Source organism: Methylocaldum sp. GT1TLB (genome assembly GCF_051027445.1).
Lineage (GTDB): Bacteria > Pseudomonadota > Gammaproteobacteria > Methylococcales > Methylococcaceae > Methylocaldum.
Genome location: NZ_CP194898.1, coordinates 581409 through 598331, shown reverse-complemented (window position 1 = coordinate 598331; position 16923 = coordinate 581409). Strand labels below are relative to the sequence as shown.

At 58.0% G+C, this 16923-nt stretch carries 16 protein-coding genes; 10 read left to right on the top strand and 6 right to left on the bottom strand.

The genetic code is table 11. The annotated features are described in order from the left end of the window. Window positions 1–219: 219 nt before the first annotated feature. The 4 genes from ACR2R1_RS02575 to lpxH all read left to right on the top strand — a co-directional run bounded on the left by ACR2R1_RS02575 (window position 220) and on the right by lpxH (window position 3836). Window positions 220–1848: a SulP family inorganic anion transporter gene (locus tag ACR2R1_RS02575; protein WP_434112535.1), complete on the top strand. Its 1629-nt coding sequence runs from the start codon at window positions 220–222 to the stop codon at window positions 1846–1848. Continuing rightward, complete coding sequence (locus ACR2R1_RS02570; RefSeq protein WP_077731560.1) at window positions 1820–2479, top strand: carbonic anhydrase; 660 nt, start codon at window positions 1820–1822, stop codon at window positions 2477–2479. The genes ACR2R1_RS02575 and ACR2R1_RS02570 overlap by 29 nt, the downstream gene beginning before the upstream one ends. A 93-nt stretch (window positions 2480–2572) precedes the next feature. Then, complete coding sequence (locus ACR2R1_RS02565; protein ID WP_205780830.1) at window positions 2573–3091, top strand: peptidylprolyl isomerase; 519 nt, start codon at window positions 2573–2575, stop codon at window positions 3089–3091. Window positions 3092–3110: 19 nt separating this feature from the next. Beyond that, window positions 3111–3836 carry a UDP-2,3-diacylglucosamine diphosphatase gene (lpxH, locus tag ACR2R1_RS02560; protein ID WP_143735222.1) on the top strand — a complete coding sequence of 242 codons (726 nt, stop codon included), beginning with the start codon at window positions 3111–3113 and terminating at the stop codon, window positions 3834–3836. Between the two features lie 53 nt (window positions 3837–3889). Here lpxH and ACR2R1_RS02555 read toward each other — a convergent pair whose 3' ends face one another. The 5 genes from ACR2R1_RS02555 to ACR2R1_RS02535 form a co-directional block, all read right to left on the bottom strand. After that, complete coding sequence (locus ACR2R1_RS02555) at window positions 3890–4102, bottom strand: FmdB family zinc ribbon protein (protein ID WP_077731563.1); 213 nt, start codon at window positions 4100–4102, stop codon at window positions 3890–3892. A 58-nt stretch (window positions 4103–4160) separates the two neighbouring features. Beyond that, on the bottom strand, window positions 4161–4583 hold the full coding sequence (gene hemJ, locus ACR2R1_RS02550; protein ID WP_077731564.1) for a protoporphyrinogen oxidase HemJ: 423 nt from the start codon (window positions 4581–4583) through the stop codon (window positions 4161–4163). A gap of 3 nt (window positions 4584–4586) precedes the next feature. Further along, window positions 4587–5087, bottom strand: a complete 501-nt coding sequence (locus tag ACR2R1_RS02545; protein ID WP_086135521.1) for a TlpA family protein disulfide reductase — start codon at window positions 5085–5087, stop codon at window positions 4587–4589. 57 nt (window positions 5088–5144) lie between these two features. Continuing rightward, window positions 5145–6131 carry a TIM44-like domain-containing protein gene (locus ACR2R1_RS02540; protein WP_156881901.1) on the bottom strand — a complete coding sequence of 329 codons (987 nt, stop codon included), beginning with the start codon at window positions 6129–6131 and terminating at the stop codon, window positions 5145–5147. A 99-nt stretch (window positions 6132–6230) separates the two neighbouring features. Continuing rightward, window positions 6231–7268, bottom strand: a complete 1038-nt coding sequence (locus ACR2R1_RS02535; RefSeq protein ID WP_434112531.1) for a M42 family metallopeptidase — start codon at window positions 7266–7268, stop codon at window positions 6231–6233. A 101-nt stretch (window positions 7269–7369) separates the two neighbouring features. On the opposite strand from ACR2R1_RS02535, the gene ACR2R1_RS02530 reads away from it, so the two are divergent. From ACR2R1_RS02530 to asd, 6 genes are all read left to right on the top strand, one after another. Continuing rightward, entirely contained in the window at window positions 7370–8041 is a 672-nt protein-coding gene (locus ACR2R1_RS02530; RefSeq protein WP_077731568.1) for a Bax inhibitor-1/YccA family protein, read from the top strand. 368 nt (window positions 8042–8409) lie between these two features. After that, window positions 8410–9594: an aminotransferase class V-fold PLP-dependent enzyme gene (locus ACR2R1_RS02525; RefSeq protein ID WP_077731569.1), complete on the top strand. Its 1185-nt coding sequence runs from the start codon at window positions 8410–8412 to the stop codon at window positions 9592–9594. 159 nt (window positions 9595–9753) lie between these two features. Then, window positions 9754–10725 (top strand): NAD(P)-dependent oxidoreductase, encoded by a 972-nt coding sequence (locus ACR2R1_RS02520; RefSeq protein WP_156881903.1) that lies wholly within the window; start codon window positions 9754–9756, stop codon window positions 10723–10725. A gap of 5 nt (window positions 10726–10730) precedes the next feature. Then, window positions 10731–11690 (top strand): hypothetical protein, encoded by a 960-nt coding sequence (locus ACR2R1_RS02515; RefSeq protein ID WP_434112529.1) that lies wholly within the window; start codon window positions 10731–10733, stop codon window positions 11688–11690. Window positions 11691–11785: 95 nt separating this feature from the next. Continuing rightward, window positions 11786–12892: a pyridoxal-phosphate-dependent aminotransferase family protein gene (locus tag ACR2R1_RS02510; RefSeq protein ID WP_434112527.1), complete on the top strand. Its 1107-nt coding sequence runs from the start codon at window positions 11786–11788 to the stop codon at window positions 12890–12892. Window positions 12893–12924: 32 nt separating this feature from the next. Beyond that, window positions 12925–13824 carry an archaetidylserine decarboxylase gene (gene asd / locus ACR2R1_RS02505; protein WP_434112525.1) on the top strand — a complete coding sequence of 300 codons (900 nt, stop codon included), beginning with the start codon at window positions 12925–12927 and terminating at the stop codon, window positions 13822–13824. 37 nt (window positions 13825–13861) lie between these two features. Here asd and ACR2R1_RS02500 read toward each other — a convergent pair whose 3' ends face one another. Continuing rightward, window positions 13862–16888 (bottom strand): AAA family ATPase, encoded by a 3027-nt coding sequence (locus ACR2R1_RS02500; protein ID WP_434112523.1) that lies wholly within the window; start codon window positions 16886–16888, stop codon window positions 13862–13864. Window positions 16889–16923: the final 35 nt, after the last annotated feature.

The following is a 16923-nucleotide window of genomic DNA, read 5'->3' as shown; positions in this document are numbered from 1 at the left end:
CGAAAATTCCGGTTGAGGAAATTGTTTGTGTCGATTCGATACCTGTTATAGATTAATGCTTCGTCCGGCGGCCACTAGGCCAAAGCTCGATCGTCAAATCGGATTTTAATACAAGGACTTATATCCGATTTATCGAATAAGAACGTTAACGAGCTTTTTTGGAAAGGCATCCACATGGCTCGGCGAGCCATGCAACCTTATTAAGCGGGTATTAATTTTATGGTACGCAAACACATCAATTACTATGTCAGTCATCTGCGGAACGACATTCCGGCGGGCGTCGTCGTCTTCCTGGTCGCCCTGCCGCTGTGCCTGGGGATCGCGCTCGCCTCGGGCGCCCCGCTGTTCGCCGGCATCATTGCGGGCATCGTCGGCGGCGTGGTGGTCGCCTGGGCCAGCGGCTCGCAGCTGAGCGTCAGCGGCCCGGCCGCGGGGCTCACCGTGATCGTGTTCAACGCCATCGACAAGCTGGGCAGCTTCCAAGTCTTTTTGCTGAGCGTCGTCCTCGCCGGCGGGCTGCAACTGCTCCTGGGCTTTCTCCAGGCCGGGGTCATCGGCGCCTACTTCCCCTCGGCCGTGATCAAGGGCATGCTGGCCGCCATCGGCCTGATCCTGATCCTCAAGCAAATCCCGCACGCGGTCGGCTACGACGCCGATTTCGAGGGCAATGAAGCCTATGTCCAGGCCGACGGCCACACGACCTTCTCCGAACTCGCCTATTCGCTCGAAGCGATTTCGCCCGGCGCGGTGATCGTGAGCACGGTCGCCATCGGCATCATGCTCTTGTGGGAGACCCGCCTCTTCAAACAGAATGCGGTTTTATCCCTGATCCCCGGTCCCCTGGTCGCGGTCCTCTGGGGGGTGGCGTTCAATCTGCTCTCGCAACACTTCCTACCGGCCTTCGCGATCGCGAAGGAGCACCTGGTGAGCCTCCCGGAGATTCAGGGCGTCGCGGGCTTCTTCCAGCAGTTCACCCTGCCCGATTTCAGCCAGTGGGCCAATCCCGAGGTGTACACGGTGGCGGTCACCATCGCCATCATCGCGAGCCTCGAGACGCTCCTGAGCCTCGAAGCGGCGGACAAGATCGACCCCTTGAAACGCATCGCCCCGACCAATCGCGAACTGAAGGCCCAAGGGCTCGGCAATCTGCTCAGCGGCTTGATCGGCGGCTTGCCGATGACGGCGGTGATCGTCCGGAGTTCCGCCAACGTGAACGCGGGCGGCCGCACCAAGATGGCCTGCTTCATCCATGGCGTTTTGCTGCTGTTGAGCGTGATGTTCATCACCCGCTACTTGAACCTGATTCCCTTGGCCTGTTTGGCGGCGATCCTGCTCCTGACCGGCTACAAGCTGGCCAAACCCAAGCTGTTCAAGGAGATGTACGCCAAGGGGGCGAGCCAGATCATTCCGTTCGTGGTCACCATCGTCGCGATCCTCGCGACCGATCTCTTGAAGGGCATCGCGGTCGGCATGGTCGTCGGTCTCTATTACGTCATTAGAACCAACTTCCAGGCGGCGATCACCCTGACCCAGCACGGCAACAATTATCTCTTGCGCTTGCACAAGGATGTGTCTTTTCTCAACAAGGCGCTGTTGCGGGAGTATCTGAACCGGGTGGGCGAAAACGGGTATGTCATCATCGATGCCACGCGGGCGCAATTCATCGATCAGGACATCCTCGAAACCATCCACGACTTCGTGGCCGCCGCCTCGGACGACAACATCACCGTGGAATTGAAAAACCTCAACGGCACGCACGGCATCGCGACGCAGCGCGCCTCTACCACCGATAAACAGCAAACTGTAACCGGAGAAAATTATGAAACCGCTCGAAAGGCTGCTGCTTGAAAATAAGGCTTGGGCTCAGGAGAAAGCCGCTCACGATCCGGAATTTTTCGACAAACTACGGCAGCCACGGAATCCGGACGTGTTCTGGATCGGGTGTTCCGACAGCCGCGTGCATGCCGACCAGGTGACACAAACCGAGCCCGGTGAAATTTTCGTTCATCGGAACATAGCCAACCAAGTGGCGATCATGGATATGAATTTCCTGGCCGCGCTCGAATATGCCGTCGATTTTCTAAAGGTGAAGCACATCATCGTTTGCGGGCATTACGGCTGTGGCAGCATCAAAGCAGCGATGGGAAAACCGCATCCCGACCACTTGTTCATGAACAAGTGGCTCAAATACATCAAGGACATCCATCGTCTGCACCGAGAGAACATCGATGCCGAAAATTCGGAGGACGCGCGTCACAACCGACTGGTCGAACTCAATGTCATCGAACAGGTTCACAACCTGGCGCAGACCTCGGTCATTCAGCGAGCGTGGCGAGCCGGCGATCGTCCGGATCTCCACGGATGGGTTTACGGGTTGAATGACGGTATCATTAAGGAAATCGCCTCCCTTGAGGCTGACAGCTCGCTCGATCCAATTTATAAACAAGACCCGGAAATTAGCGCCGCGAAAGAACCCTAACCATCAACGCGATATACTATGAAGCTCGCCAAGATCGTTTTCGTTTGTCTTTTCGGCTTTGCCTTATCATCCATTGCAGCGGAGAAACCAAAAATGAATCAACCCGCCCCTCAAGTCCGGTTGGAGACCAATCTCGGGGATGTCGTTCTAACGCTGGATTCAGCTAAAGCCCCCGCCACGGTCGAGAACTTTTTGACGTATGTCAAAGAGGGGCATTATGACGGTACCATCTTCCACAGAGTCATACCGAACTTCATGGCTCAAGGCGGTGGTTACACCGAGGATTTCAAGCAGAAACCCACGCGCCCGGCAATCAAGAACGAGGCCGATAATGGACTTAAAAACAAGCGCGGAACGATAGCCATGGCCCGTACTCCGGATCCCCATTCCGCCACGTCTCAATTCTTCATCAATTTTGTCGACAATGCGTTCTTGGATTACAAGAGCGCCACACCGCAAGGATGGGGTTATTCCGTATTCGGTGAGGTCACCGAAGGCATGGACGTCGTCGACAAGATGGCAAAAATTCCGACGGGCTCCGGCGGCCCGATGGCATCGGATGTGCCGCAAACACCCATCATCATCGAGAAAGCGACCATCGTCGGTCAATAGACAGACGAAGCCATCTTCCTTGAAAAACGAAACGCTGTTCATCTCCGATCTGCATCTCAGCGTTACACGACCGGAAATTACACAGCGTTTCTTGCGGTTTCTGAAACGCCGCGCATCAGATGCCGAGCGGCTGTACGTCCTCGGAGACCTTTTCGACGCCTATCTCGGTGACGACGACAACTTCTCCCCTAACCGGGAGGTCAAGTCCGCGTTCAGGCAGCTTACGGACTCCGGCATCAAAGTGTACTTCCAGCACGGTAACCGCGATTTTCTGCTCGGCGAAAGCTTCGCTCGGGAAACCGGCATCCGCTTGCTTGCCGATTACGAGGTCATCGATCTCTTCGGGGTGTCCACGTTGATTACCCACGGAGATCTCCTGTGCACCGACGATGTTCAGTATCAGAGGGCTCGAGAACGCATCCGCACCGAGGCATGGAAACAAGCGGCGCTATCGAAGCCGCTTTGGCTGCGCCGCATGTACGCGCGCTGGTACCGCTTCAAGAGCGGGCTCGATAAGCGCGGCAAAACGGCGGAGATCATGGACGTCAACCCGGAAGCAGTGAGAGAAACCATGAGCCGTTATGGCGTGGATCGATTGATTCACGGCCACACCCACCGCCCCGCTGTTCATGAGTTCGAGATCGAGAATAAGCGATGTCGGCGCTTCGTCCTGCCCGAGTGGGGAAATGGCGAAACGGTCTTATGCTGGAGTCAGGAAGGTTTCCGTACGGAAGCAATTGAGTAGCAAGCTTCGCTTTCCGTCCCTGGAAAGGCGTGCAATCCGGTTTTGCTCTCCCATTAGTGTTTACATCCACATGCCCCTGCCCCACAACCATGTCCCGGACTGATGGCAGACTCTTTCCGAGCACCACTGCCGTGTACCGCGGGAGCCGATAATTTTTTCCGGACGTCGCCGCCGCAATCAGGGCACTTCGGTGGTGCCTCGCTGATTTTGTGCATGGCGGTGAACTCATGTTTGCAGGCTTCGCACTGATAGTCGTAAGTTGGCATGTAATTATCCTCGACAAGAATCGGCAAAATAGTTGTTTCGACAAGCGGACAGGGGAGATCAGAACGGCTTGAGCGTCGCCAGAAGCACGATCGCGAATAAGAACAAGACCGGCACTTCATTCATCCAGCGGAAAAAAATATGGCTGTGACCATTACGGTCATATTTCAGATCACGCAGCCATTTTCCGCATAAAGCGTGATAACCCACCAACAATCCGATCAGGAACAGTTTAACGCGAAGCCAGCCGCTGTCACCGTAGTCTTCCCAAGCATAATCGTGGAGCATCCATAAGCCGAACACGAGCGTCAAAATCATTCCGGGAGTCATGATCCCAAAGTAGAGCTTACGTTCCATGATCTTGAACCGCTCGACGCTGACGGCATCGGCACTCATCGTGTGGTAGACGAACAACCGGGGAAGATAAAACAAACCGGCGAACCAAGTCACCATGAAGATGAGATGAAAGGCTTTCAGCCACATCGTTTACACTTCTCCAAGCATCCGCTCGACTCGCTCACGGAGATTCCGGGCATCGATTCGTCCCAGTTGGTGCATAACAATCCGGCCGTCAGGAGAAATCAAGAAGCTATTGGGAACCAATCGGACCTGATCGAATGTTTCCGCCAGATGCCCGAGTGGATCAAGGGCCACGGGATAAGGCAGCTGTTTCGCCTCGGCCAAGCTTAAAACCCGGCTTGGAACGTCATAAGGCATAGCGACCGAGATCAATTTGAAACCTCGCGCGGAAAGCTGTTGATATAACTCGGCCAGTTCGGGCATTTCCTCGATGCACGCCCGGCAGTCGCTGGCCCAGAATGTCACCAACACCGGATGACCGCGGAGCTCCCGCATCTGAATGTGCTCGCCCTTGATCGTGACGAACTCCGCATCCGGGGCGGTTCGTTCGAAACCCCATCGATACAGGCCGAGGCTTGCCATCGTTACGATGGCGAACGCCATGAGCCAAAATTTGGCTTTATTCATGAGCTGACCGGAGGGAAGACAAAGCTTTATCTTCCCCCCGCTTTAACCCAACTCTGCTCAGTCTTCCAACTGCTGAATTCCATCCAGAAACCAGGTCGGTTGACGGCTGTGTTTCGGACGTACGAAGTGCCAAACTTCGCGCACTTGCGTAGGTCTTTCCTCGGGAGACTCACGTATGATCACATCAAACAGTACGGTTGCCTCGCGGTCTGAGCCGAGGTCACGCACCTCGAGAAGTTCCACGTCGACCTTGAGCAGTTCCGTCCTGTTGCTCTCGGTTCCGCGAGCTCTCAATTGATCCTGAAGCTCGCCGAATACCTTGTCGGTGGTCAAAGCCCTTAACTGCGCCAAGTCTCCCTCGTCCCACGCTTTCTGCATCGTCTCGTAGGCCGCTCTTGCGCCGGAAAGAAAACCGGCCGAATCGAAATCCGTCGGAACCGAATTGGGTTGTCCGGCCGTGCCGGCAGTTTGCCCTGAAGACGAAGCACCTCGCCCTTTTCCGAACAGAACGTCCGTATCGAACCCCGAATTGCTCGCCTGTCCGGAATCGGCCTGACGCCGGTAAGCGTGATCGGATTCCGGATTCCGAGCCGAGTCCGTCCCCGAATAATATCCTCCTGCCGCTGCCGGTTCGCTCGATTCGGTTCGCCTCCGAGCGGCGAAAAACTTGAACAGCATGAATGCGATCAGCGCAAACACCAGAATGTCCAGGAAGTTGAGATGCTCGAAGGCCCCGCCGAACAGGAGAGCGCCCAATAAACCGCCCAAGGCCAGGCCACCCAGCATTCCCATGAGCCCGCCCCGTCGCGACATCGCTTCGCGCGCCGCCTGGTTCCTTTGGGCCGGCGATTGGTAGGCTTGTTGCTGAGCCGGAGAAGCGGATTGCGTCATATCGGTAGAGCGTTTATAGGGCGTGCTGTAGGACGGCCGGCTGCCGAACGACTTACCGCCGCCCATGCGCTTGGCGTAAGCGTCGCCCATTCCGGACAGCGCCAAGGACAGCCCGATCAATACGCTCAAAACCAATCCAGTACGTTTCTTCATCGATAACCCACGTCTGTAGTCAAGAATCGGATATGCCTGTTATATGGCAACGAATATTCAAAAATCAACCTTTGAACCCAAGGTGGGCATTAGATAATCTCAGGATAAGTAGGTTTGCAATAATTGATAACAGGCTTCCAGCGCTCCTAAATGAGCGATTTCGTATCCATGAGTGTTATCTGCGGGAAACCCGAGGCATGCGCCTTTCGGCACGTGCCCAGTTTTCATCGCCACCGACGCATCGCTGCCGAATTGGCTCAACACCGCGTATTGCACGGACACGCCCGTCTTACGCGCGGCCTCAGCAAGACGTCGATTCAACGTCTCATCATACATGCCATAGCCATCCTGAGACAAAAGTACGGGCTCTTCGTCGCTTTCGATGGGATACTCCGCCGATTTCGGGGCAATCTCGACGGCAATCAGCTCGTCGACTCGTTTCTGCCGGGTGTAATAGAGCGCTCCGATGGCTCCCACCTCCTCCTGCGCGGAAAAAACCAGATCCAAATCCGATACTGGGCTCTTCACGGTCTCGGCCAGCAGTAAAAGAATTGCAACGGCGGCCTTGTTGTCCAAGGCGTAACTGGCGAGATAATCCCCCATCCGGAATGGCGCTTTCCGATGTTTGCCGATAACCATCCGCGTTCCCGGACGCACCCCCGCTTCTGTGAGTTCCGATTTGCTCAGTTTGGCATCCAGCCAAACGGTATCCCATTTCGGCGGCTTGTCTTCCTCGTATGCCTTTTGAGGCGATTCATGGCATACATGCCGGGAACCGAAACTCAGGATCGCCGGAATCGTTAAGCTGTCGCCGAGTAAATCCACAACCCCTTCCCCATAGACCCATGGGAAAGTACCGCCGAGCTTCCGGACCTCCACCTTGCCGTCTTCTCTAACACGCTTCACGATGCCGCCGATCTCGTCCTTGTGTGCGGTAATGGCGAGGACGCGAGCAGAGTTCGTTCCCCGAACGCTCGCGATGATATTGCCGGCATCATCTTGGCTCGCCTCGACGCCGATAGACTCGAGCCACGATAGGATGAACGCGTCTATTTCCTGTTCCTTGCCGCTTGGCGAATGACAAAGAACGAGATCTGAGATGAGGCGGAAAAGTCGGTCTCGAAATGGCTCCCGCATGAAAAACCCCGTCTAGCTCAAACCATTACACGCGCAAGAAAAACTACTGTACCATTTCCTGGTCCAATTGCCCGATTATGTCCTAAGCAAAGGAGATCATTATGAATCAAATCAATCCGGCCTACGCTCGCGCTTCCGCCGGCGTATTGGAAACCAACAAAGTCCTACGCAACACTTATGCTTTGCTGGCCATGACGCTGACCTTCAGCGCATTCACGGCGGGCTTGTCGATGGCTCTGGAGCTACCCCACCCCGGAGTGATTGTGACGTTAATCGGATACTTCGGCTTGCTGTTCCTGGTTTCCAAGTTTCAGAACAGCGCCCTCGGGCTTGTCTTCGTATTTGCCCTTACTGGCTTCATGGGGCTGACCCTCGGGCCGATTCTCAATATATATCTGACCCAGATCGGTAATGGCCCGCAACTGGTGATGACCGCCCTTGGGGGCACCGGAGCGATTTTCCTTGGGCTGTCGGCCTACGCCCTGACCACGAGGAAGGACTTCAGTTTCCTGGGCGGCATGCTTACCGCCGGCATCCTGGTCGCGTTCCTCGCCGCACTGGCTGCGCTCTTCTTTCATATGCCGGGACTCCAGATCGCCGTGTCGGCAATGTTCATTGTTTTGATGGCCGGTCTCATTCTTTACCAGACCAGCGAAATCGTGCACGGCGGCGAGCGTAACTACATTCTCGCCACAGTGACCCTGTATGTGTCGATCTTCAATCTGTTTACCAGTCTCCTGCACCTGCTAGGTGTTTTTAGCGGCGACGAATAAGGTCCGATTCTCGTCGAAAACGCTCGGAGCGGGCCTTTTCCCGCTCCGGCATTCGGGTCCGATTGGATCGCGATCAGTCCCCGAAACGGACCGAGTCCTCGGCTCACTCGATCCTGGTTCAACCCTCACTTCTATTCCGGTGTGAAGAAGGGTTTTCCGCAAGTCCACTCTAATCACTAATCGTTATTGAATGAGCCGAGCACCATAGCCCCCATCTCGGCAAACGGGGCTTACCTTGAAGACAGCTTCTCCCCTGTGGCATGATTACGGGCTGTTTTTGGGCGGTCTTCTGCAGTCCATAGCCGGTTTTGAGCTCCAGCGCGTTTTCGCGCCGTTCCAAGGTAACCACGTTCCATAAGGTGAAATTAATGCCAGGTCGAACTCATCTTTACGTTCCCGGTCCCACCAATATTCCGGACTCTATCCTGAGCGCCATGCATGTGCCGATGGAAGATCACCGGCGCCCCGATTTTCCGGAGCTGGTTAAGCCATTATTGGAAGATCTCAAAAAGATCTTCCAAACCGAAAAAGGCCAATGCTTCATTTTTCCCGCCACCGGTACGGCCGGCTGGGAAATCGCCCTGACCAACACCTTATCTCCCGGCGATAAAGTTCTGGCTTATCGCTTCGGCCAGTTCAGCCACTTGTGGATCGATATGGCACGCCGCCTCGGCTTCGATGTAGAGCATGAGGAAATCCCCTGGGGTGAAGGCATACCTTTGGATCGCTTGGAAGCGCGGCTCAAAGCGGATACAAATCAGGACATTAAGGCCCTCCTGATTTGCCATAACGAAACCGCCACTGGCGTCACCAACGATCTGGCGGGCGTACGCAAAGCCTTGGATGCGGCCGGGCATTCGGCCATGTTTTTCGTGGACGGGGTCAGTTCGATCGCCAGCATCGACTTCCGTATGGACGAATGGGGCATAGATATCGGTCTTGCCGGTTCACAGAAAGGCTTCATGCTGCCCGCTGGTCTGGCCTTGCTATGCTTCAGCCAGAAAGCCCTGGATGCGCGCCAAAGCGCCAAGAGCCGTCGCTGTTTTTTGGACATTCAGGATCAGATGACGCACAACGCCGGCGGTTATTTCCCGTATACACCGTCGATCCCATTGCTCTACGGTCTGCGCAAATCCATCGACCTGCTGCTCGAAGAAGGGCTCCAAAACGTCTTTGCCCGCCACCACCGGCTTGCCGAAGGGGTGCGTCGCGCGGTTAAAGCCTGGGGACTGGAGTTGTGTGCCCGTGATCCGAAATGGTACTCGAACACCGTTTCCGCCATCGTCGTTCCGCAAGGCTACGATGCCCGCGACGTCATGCATTATGCGTATCACCGCTACAATCTTTCCCTCGGCGCCGGCTTGAGCGAGGTCATGGGCAAAGTGTTCCGCATCGGTCACCTGGGCGATCTCAACGAACTGATGCTGTGCAGCGCAATCGCGGGCGCCGAAATGGCCATGCGCGACACCGGCATCCAAGTGACGCCGGGCAGCGGTATCGCAGCGGCCTGCGAGTACTGGCGCGAAACGGCGCCGGCCGTCAAGCCGCGCTGACCGAGCCTTCGCCTCGACCTCGCTCGCCCCGGGGGAGCCGCAACAGCTTGAGACAGGCCGGAATGATCCGGCTGACTCGCGCAACGTCTTCCAGGGCAGAGGGCACGAAATCCGAGTAAGGTGGGTATTGCCCACCTTACGTAATTTGGAGCCTGCACCATGAGCAAACCCAAAGCCTTAGTCACCCGCCACTGGCCCGAAGCTTGCGAAACCAAGCTTCAAGAACTGTTCGACGTCACTTTCAACACCGACAACCATCCGATGACCGCGGAGGAATTGAAAGATGCCCTGCGCAATTACGATGTGGTCATGCCGACGGTGACCGACCCGATCACGGCCGATGTGTTGAGTGCCGAACCTTTGCGTTGCAAGATCCTCGGCAACTTCGGCGTGGGTTTCAACCATATCGACATTGAGGCGGCCAAGGCGCGCGGCATCACCGTCACCAACACCCCCGACGTCCTCACCGACTGCACCGCCGACATCGCCATGTTGCTGATGCTGATGGCCGCCCGGCGCGGCGGCGAGGGCGAGCGCCATGTGCGCAGCGGCGAATGGACCGGCTGGCACCCCACGCACATGATGGGCACCAAGGTCACCGGCAAGACCCTCGGCCTGATCGGTTTCGGGCGCATTGCCCGAGCGATGGCGAAGAAAGCGCATTTCGGTTTCGACATGCCGATCATCTTTTTCGATCCTTATCCGCCCGCCCCTGAAGTCGTCAAGTCTTTTGACGCCGAACAATGCAGCACCATCGAAGAGGTGCTGCGCCGGGCCGATTTCGTTGCCCTGCATTGCCCCGGAAGCAAGGAAAACCGCCACCTCATCAACGCCGAACGCCTCGCATTGATGAAGCCCGCGGCTTACCTCATTAACACCGCTCGCGGCGACGTGGTCGACAACGCAGCTTTGATCGATGCCTTGAAGAAAAAAACCATCAAGGGCGCCGGCCTGGACGTGTTCGAAGGAGAGCCGAATTTGAACAAAGGGTTCCTCGAGCTGGACAATGTCGCCTTGTTGCCGCACTTGGGCAGCGCCACGCTTGAAACCCGCGAGGCCATGGGCATGCGGGTCATCGAAAACGTCACGGCCTTCTTTGCCGGACAAACGCCGCGGGACAAGGTGGCCTGAACGTCGTGTCCGCCGCCGAAACGAACTCGTTCTGGCCTGCCGGAATACTCGCGCCAGCCGAGTACGACGAACTTTGGGAGCGCATCCGGCCGGTCTTTACCGAGCGGGTGCGCGCTCACCGTATCGACGAGAGCCTGACTGCAAGACTCGCCTCGGTTTATCTTCCGCTTGCAGCGTGGGTGCGCCGGCAAAAATCGGCGGACACGCTGGTACTGGGCGTCAACGGAGCCCAGGGATCTGGAAAATCCACACTATGCGACTTTCTCCAGCTGATCTTGACCGAAACCTACGGTTTCCGCGTCGCCGGATTCTCCATAGACGACATCTATAAAACGCGGGCCGAGCGCGAGCGCTTGGCGCGCGAAGTTCATCCGCTCTTGCTGACCCGCGGCGTACCCGGCACTCATGACGTCGACCTCGGGCTCCAAACTCTTCGCGCCTTGAAAACGGCCGGAGCGGATACGCTGACTCCCCTGCCCGCTTTCGACAAGGCACGCGACGACCGCAAACCGGTGGTTGAATGGCCGGTTGTCCGAGGCCGACCCGATATCGTTATTTTCGAAGGCTGGTGTGTAGGCACGCGGCCACAATCGGACGATGCGCTCGACTCGCCGGTAAACGAGCTGGAGAAAAGCGAAGATTCCGATGGCGCGTGGCGCCGCTACGTCAACGATCAGCTCAAAGGCGCCTACGCGATTCTCTTTGGGGAATTAAACAGGCTGGTCATGCTCAAAGTCCCCGGAATGGACAGCGTCTTCGAATGGCGCAGCCTGCAAGAGAAAAAACTGGCCGAAAATACCGATCCCAGCGACCGGCACCGTTTGATGGACGTCGCCGCGTTACGGCGCTTCATCATGCATTACGAGCGTCTCACGCGGCATACGCTGGATGAAATGCCGAACCGCGCCGACCTCACTCTTTATCTCGACGAGCATCATCAATTCACTCACGTACATATAAAATAAAACATCGAAAAATGAGCATCCGATCTTTCCACCCTCCCGTCCGCACCCTTATGGGCCCTGGCCCGTCCGACGTCCACCCGAGAATTTTGGAGGCCATGGCGCGACCGACGATCGGCCACCTGGACCCCCGCTTCATCGACATGATGGATGAAATGAAGGCCTTGCTGCACTACGCCTTCAAGACCAGTAACGAATTGACTCTGCCGGTTTCCGCCCCCGGCTCGGCCGGCATGGAAACCTGTTTCGTCAACCTCGTGGAACCGGGCGATACGGTGATCGTATGCCAAAATGGCGTTTTCGGCGGTCGGATGAAGGAAAACGTGGAACGTTGCGGCGGCAAGGCCGTCCTAGTCGAGGATGAATGGGGCATGCCCGTCGACCCGAACAAAGTAGCCGATGCCCTCAAGGCCCACCCCGAAGCCAAGATCGTAGCCTTCGTTCAGGCCGAAACGTCCACCGGCGCGTGCTCGGACGTGGAGACGCTTGCCCGGCTCGCCCATGAACATGGCTGCCTGGTCATCGCGGATGCCGTGACCTCGCTCGGCGGTTCTCCGCTAAAAGTGGACGAATGGAACGTTGACGTCATCTACTCCGGCTCGCAGAAATGCCTATCCTGCACGCCTGGTCTTTCGCCGGTCAGTTTCAATCAACGGGCGATCGAGGTCATCAAGAATCGCAAGACCAAAGTGCAAAGCTGGTTCCTGGATCTCAGCCTGGTGATGAATTACTGGGGCGGCGGCACGAAGCGCGCCTATCACCACACCGCGCCGATCAACGCGCTGTACGGCCTGCATGAGGCTCTGGTACTGCTCCAGGAGGAAGGGTTGGAGAATGCCTGGCAACGGCACCAGGACATGCATACCGCGCTGAAGGCTGGTCTCGAGGCAATGGGACTGCGCTTCATCGTGCCGACAGCGGCTCGCTTGCCCCAGCTCAACGCGGTCGCGATTCCGGAAGGTGCCGATGATGTTTATGTCCGCTCGACCCTGCTCAACCGTTACGGCCTCGAAATCGGAGCGGGACTTGGAGCACTAGCGGGCAAGATTTGGCGCATCGGACTCATGGGGTTCAGCGCATCGCCGAAGAATGTTTTGGTTTGCTTGAGCGCGCTCGAAGCCGTGCTTGCCGAAACCAAAGCCCCGATTACCGCCGGAGTGGCCGTAACCGCTGCTCAAAAGGTTTTTGCCGAGCGGGGTTATTGATTCTTTCGCCCCAAGCACCAATTGATCCCACTATGTCTACCTCGGAAAAACTCTTCGCGCTCGGCCAGTATGTGCTGCCCCAGCACATGCTGTCGCGGCTGATGGGTTCGATAACCCGGTGCCGGAACAGCGCCTTCAAAGATGCAATGATTCGCTCATTCATCAAGCTGTACGGCGTCGATATGGCGCAGGCTGCCGAGCCGGATCCGACTGCTTACGGCTGCTTCAACGAGTTCTTCACCCGCGCGCTCAAACCGGAGACCCGCCCCATCGCGCCCGAACCCGACGCCGTAGTCTGTCCGGCGGACGGCACCGTCAGCCAAATCGGAGCGATTACCGAGGGACGCATCATCCAGGCCAAGGGAAAAGATTTCAGTGTGGCCGAGTTGCTCGGCGGACACGCGGAACAAGCAGAGTTGTTCGCCAACGGCCGGTTTGCGACAATCTACCTCTCGCCGCGGGACTATCATCGCCTGCACATGCCCCTCGACGGGACGCTCAAGGAGATGACCCATGTTCCCGGAAAACTGTTCAGCGTCAACGCGGCCACCACGGCTAATGTCCCGAATCTGTTCGCGCGCAACGAACGCGTTATCGCGCTGTTCGACACCGAGGTCGGGCCTATGGCATTGGTCCTCGTAGGAGCCATCTTTGTCGCCAGCATCGAAACGGTTTGGCATGGCGTCGTTACCCCGCCGACTAGCACGACCGTACGAACCTGGCATTATCCGGAGAACCCGCCGGTCCTTTCCCGCGGCCAGGAAATGGGGCGCTTCAATATGGGATCTACGATAATCGTTCTATTCGGCGATAACGTGGTCGAGTGGGAAGAATCGCTCGTGCCCGACAGTATCGTCCGCATGGGACAATCCTTGGCTAGGCTCACACATCAAACGGCGCAAAGTTCCGACCACCGGCAACTGACCGCGTGAAGACAGATACCTGATCTGACAAATGAAGCCGGCCGGATTATGCCCCTTCTTGAACGGGCAAGGCGGTCAGCAACGACCGGCGCAGGGGATCCGTTTCTTCGAGAGAATCGGCCAGTGCACGGACGACCGCCGCGCCGCGGTTCCAGTACACGCTAGCCTCGGCCGTCCGCTCTTGCCCTTCATTTAGCTCCGCCGCCGTGAAATAGACCCGCCAGGCCGCCAACGGAACCACGGCGCCTTCGATGACGGCTAGGGCTTGCGATAGCTGGCATTCCGCCTCGTTCCGATCCTGCTCCGCGATCGCGATCCGAGCCAAGAGCCGGTGCCCCAGAGCCAAAAAGTGGCGATCGCCGGGGGTGGCGGCAAGTTCGAGCAATCGCTCCGCCTCGGTGTAGGCCTGCGCGGGCTTCCCCATGGCCAGCCAGTATTCGCCCAGGCTCTCACGGAGCATCATCCGATTGCGCAAACTGAGCAACTCGCCAGCTTCGGTCATTTGGGCAAGGTACTCAAGACAACAAATCGCTTCGTGATACCGGCCCAGGGCGAGATGCGCACGGCTCCTCAAAAGCACAAAGAGCGGCACGGCATAAGCGTCCGAAGGGCGCGGGGTGGCACTTCGGCACAACGTCAGAGCGCTGCGATAGTCCAGCGCTTCCAGAGACAAGGCCGCTGCAACCAGGTGGAATAGCGACCGCGGCATTGGACTGTCGTTTTGCTCCGCCGCCGTCAGCCCTGCCGCCTGGATGCGCCTCACTTCGCCCCATCTTCCGAGATGGAGCAACGCCCAGGCGGAATAGTACTGGCCGGACATGTAATTGAAGCCGTCGCCCATTGCGCTGCCCAGGCGCAGGACCTCTTGCGCGGACCTCAGGGCACCGGGGTAATCGGCCTGATCGAGATCCATGACGGTTTGCAGCGTGCAATATAAAGCTAAGGGCATGGCATCCTGCGCCGAGCGGGCGACTTCCGCGCCATGGACGACCGCCACCCTGTCTTCCTCTCGGCATAAGCCAAACGCGAGGCGAAAAAGCGCCTGGTTGGCTACCGCGTAGGTTCTTAGCCGGTCGGCGGCAAGATCGCGACTCCGCTCGACCGCCAGGTCAGCCGTGGCGATACAGCGCAAGGGATCGGAATGAAACAGCGCCAAGGTCAATGCTATCAAGCCCCCGACCTCCTGCTCCCGCCGACCTTCGGCACCGGCCAGCGCCACCAGTCCCTCCAGGTCTTCCACCATGCAAGGCCAATCGGAGAGCACGCGATGGACCAGGGCGCGCTGCTCCATGAGTGACAGACGGCTGTCGATCCGGGCTTCGGCCGGTTGCCGGTCCACTAGCGCCAATGCCCGGCCGAGGTAATTCAAGGCTTCGCGGTTAGCGAAACGCCGCGAGGACTGTTCGGCGGCGAGGCGAAGATAACCCAGAGCCTTCGAAAAATCCCTCCCTTCCTCGAAGTGCCTGGCCAACTCGGCCGCGATTTCTCCCGACCGTTCCCCGAAGGCAAGTTCCAGTCGTTCCCCGAGACACCGATGCAATGCAATCCGGTAAGCCGGAGTCAGCCGCTGGTACAGCACTTCCGCAAACAAAGCATGGCGGAACGCGTAGTTTCCCGCCACAGTTCCATCCGGCCACTCGGCTATTCCGCTCGCCGCCCACATCGGGCTACGCCGCACCAACGCTTCGCAGCAGGCCTCGACAGCCAGCGGATCTTCTTCCAATGCCGCCGCAAGAAGGGCCGCCGAGCATTCCATTCCGGCCGCACTTGCTACACCGAGCGCCTGCTGCTCTCGGGTGGACAGTCGTTCCAGCTGATGCTCGATTAGCTCTCGGATGTCATCCGGTACGCCGCGCTCTAGGTCCTCAACACCGCCTTCGATGCTCCATTCTCCCTCGGTTTGCCGAAGACGTCCGTCGGCGAGCAGGTAATCGATAAGATTCACCACGAACAAAGGGTGGCCGCCGGTACGGCGATGAATGATTCGGGCGATTTCTTCGAGAAACGGGACTTGCGAAAACCGCCGGACGAGATAAGCGCGCAGTTCTTTCCGGGAGAAGGCGTCGATCGGCAGTTCGGCACACAGCCGACGCGCCTGTAACTCCTGCCGCACCCGTTGCAAGGGATGGTCGCGAAGCGCCGCATCGCTTGCCCTGTAGCTGACGATCACCAACAGCGCCGCCCGATCCCGGCGTCGTCCCAGCGCGGCGAGCAGATCCAGGGTGGCATAATCGCTCCAGTGCATGTCTTCCAAAACCAGCACGAGCGGCGCTTCCGCCGACAGGGCCTCCAGCAGTTCGCAACCCTCCCGCAGCATACGCTCCCGCGTCGCCCCCAGCACTTGCCGGTGCACCTCCTCTCGTTCCTCCGCAGCGAGCAGCCTCGGCAACTGCGACAGCCAGGTAGGGGCGCAGGCACTCAACGCGGCTTTTAAGCGACTTACATCGCCCTCACGGCCCAAGGCCTCCAGCAGCGGCAGAAATGCCTCTCCCGCCCCATAGTGCTCAATGCACTGCCCCCACATTAGCCTGTGCTCATCCCGCGCCAGCGTCTCAAGAAACATTTCAATGAAAGTCGTTTTGCCCGAGCCTGCCTCCCCGGTCAGGAAAACGATCTGCCGCCGGCCGCCTTGGGCCGTCAGCCATAACTCCTGCAAACGCCCCAGTTGCGCCTCCCGCCCCACCCATAGTTGCCCGTCCGAGGTTGCGCGAAAGGCGGGCTCACGCTGATCCCCTCCCGAGGAGACCGCTGAAGCACTGGTGACCGGGGCGATGAACCGATAGCCTCGCCGGCTGGCCGTCTCGATGAAGCGCGGCGCCTGAGCCTCATCCCCGAGCACGGCGCGGAGCTCGCGAATATACCCCCGCAACAGTCCTTCACTCACATAGGATCGACGCCACACGGCTTCGAGCAACTCTTCCTTGGTGACCAAGCTTTGCGCGTGTTCCGCCAGATAACGCAGCACGGCGAGCGCCTTCGGTCGCAAGGGTATGTGTTGCGCGCCGCAAAACAGTTTCTCATTGACCAAATCCAGCTGAAACGGAGGAAAGAAAAGGTGATGTTGGCGCGTCATTGCGGTCCGTTACCCAAAACAAAATCTGTGGAGTG

Bases quoted from the DNA above. Each gene is read 5' to 3' on its own strand.
- ACR2R1_RS02575 (WP_434112535.1), top strand. From the start codon at position 220: ATGGTACGCAAACACATCAATTACTATGTCAGTCATCTGCGGAACGAC.
- ACR2R1_RS02570 (WP_077731560.1), top strand. From the start codon at position 1,820: ATGAAACCGCTCGAAAGGCTGCTGCTTGAAAATAAGGCTTGGGCTCAG.
- ACR2R1_RS02565 (WP_205780830.1), top strand. From the start codon at position 2,573: ATGAATCAACCCGCCCCTCAAGTCCGGTTGGAGACCAATCTCGGGGAT.
- ACR2R1_RS02555 (WP_077731563.1), bottom strand. From the start codon at position 4,102: ATGCCAACTTACGACTATCAGTGCGAAGCCTGCAAACATGAGTTCACC.
- hemJ (WP_077731564.1), bottom strand. From the start codon at position 4,583: ATGTGGCTGAAAGCCTTTCATCTCATCTTCATGGTGACTTGGTTCGCC.
- ACR2R1_RS02545 (WP_086135521.1), bottom strand. From the start codon at position 5,087: ATGAATAAAGCCAAATTTTGGCTCATGGCGTTCGCCATCGTAACGATG.
- ACR2R1_RS02540 (WP_156881901.1), bottom strand. From the start codon at position 6,131: ATGAAGAAACGTACTGGATTGGTTTTGAGCGTATTGATCGGGCTGTCC.
- ACR2R1_RS02535 (WP_434112531.1), bottom strand. From the start codon at position 7,268: ATGCGGGAGCCATTTCGAGACCGACTTTTCCGCCTCATCTCAGATCTC.
- ACR2R1_RS02530 (WP_077731568.1), top strand. From the start codon at position 7,370: ATGAATCAAATCAATCCGGCCTACGCTCGCGCTTCCGCCGGCGTATTG.
- ACR2R1_RS02525 (WP_077731569.1), top strand. From the start codon at position 8,410: ATGCCAGGTCGAACTCATCTTTACGTTCCCGGTCCCACCAATATTCCG.
- ACR2R1_RS02520 (WP_156881903.1), top strand. From the start codon at position 9,754: ATGAGCAAACCCAAAGCCTTAGTCACCCGCCACTGGCCCGAAGCTTGC.
- ACR2R1_RS02510 (WP_434112527.1), top strand. From the start codon at position 11,786: ATGGCGCGACCGACGATCGGCCACCTGGACCCCCGCTTCATCGACATG.
- asd (WP_434112525.1), top strand. From the start codon at position 12,925: ATGTCTACCTCGGAAAAACTCTTCGCGCTCGGCCAGTATGTGCTGCCC.
- ACR2R1_RS02500 (WP_434112523.1), bottom strand. From the start codon at position 16,888: ATGACGCGCCAACATCACCTTTTCTTTCCTCCGTTTCAGCTGGATTTG.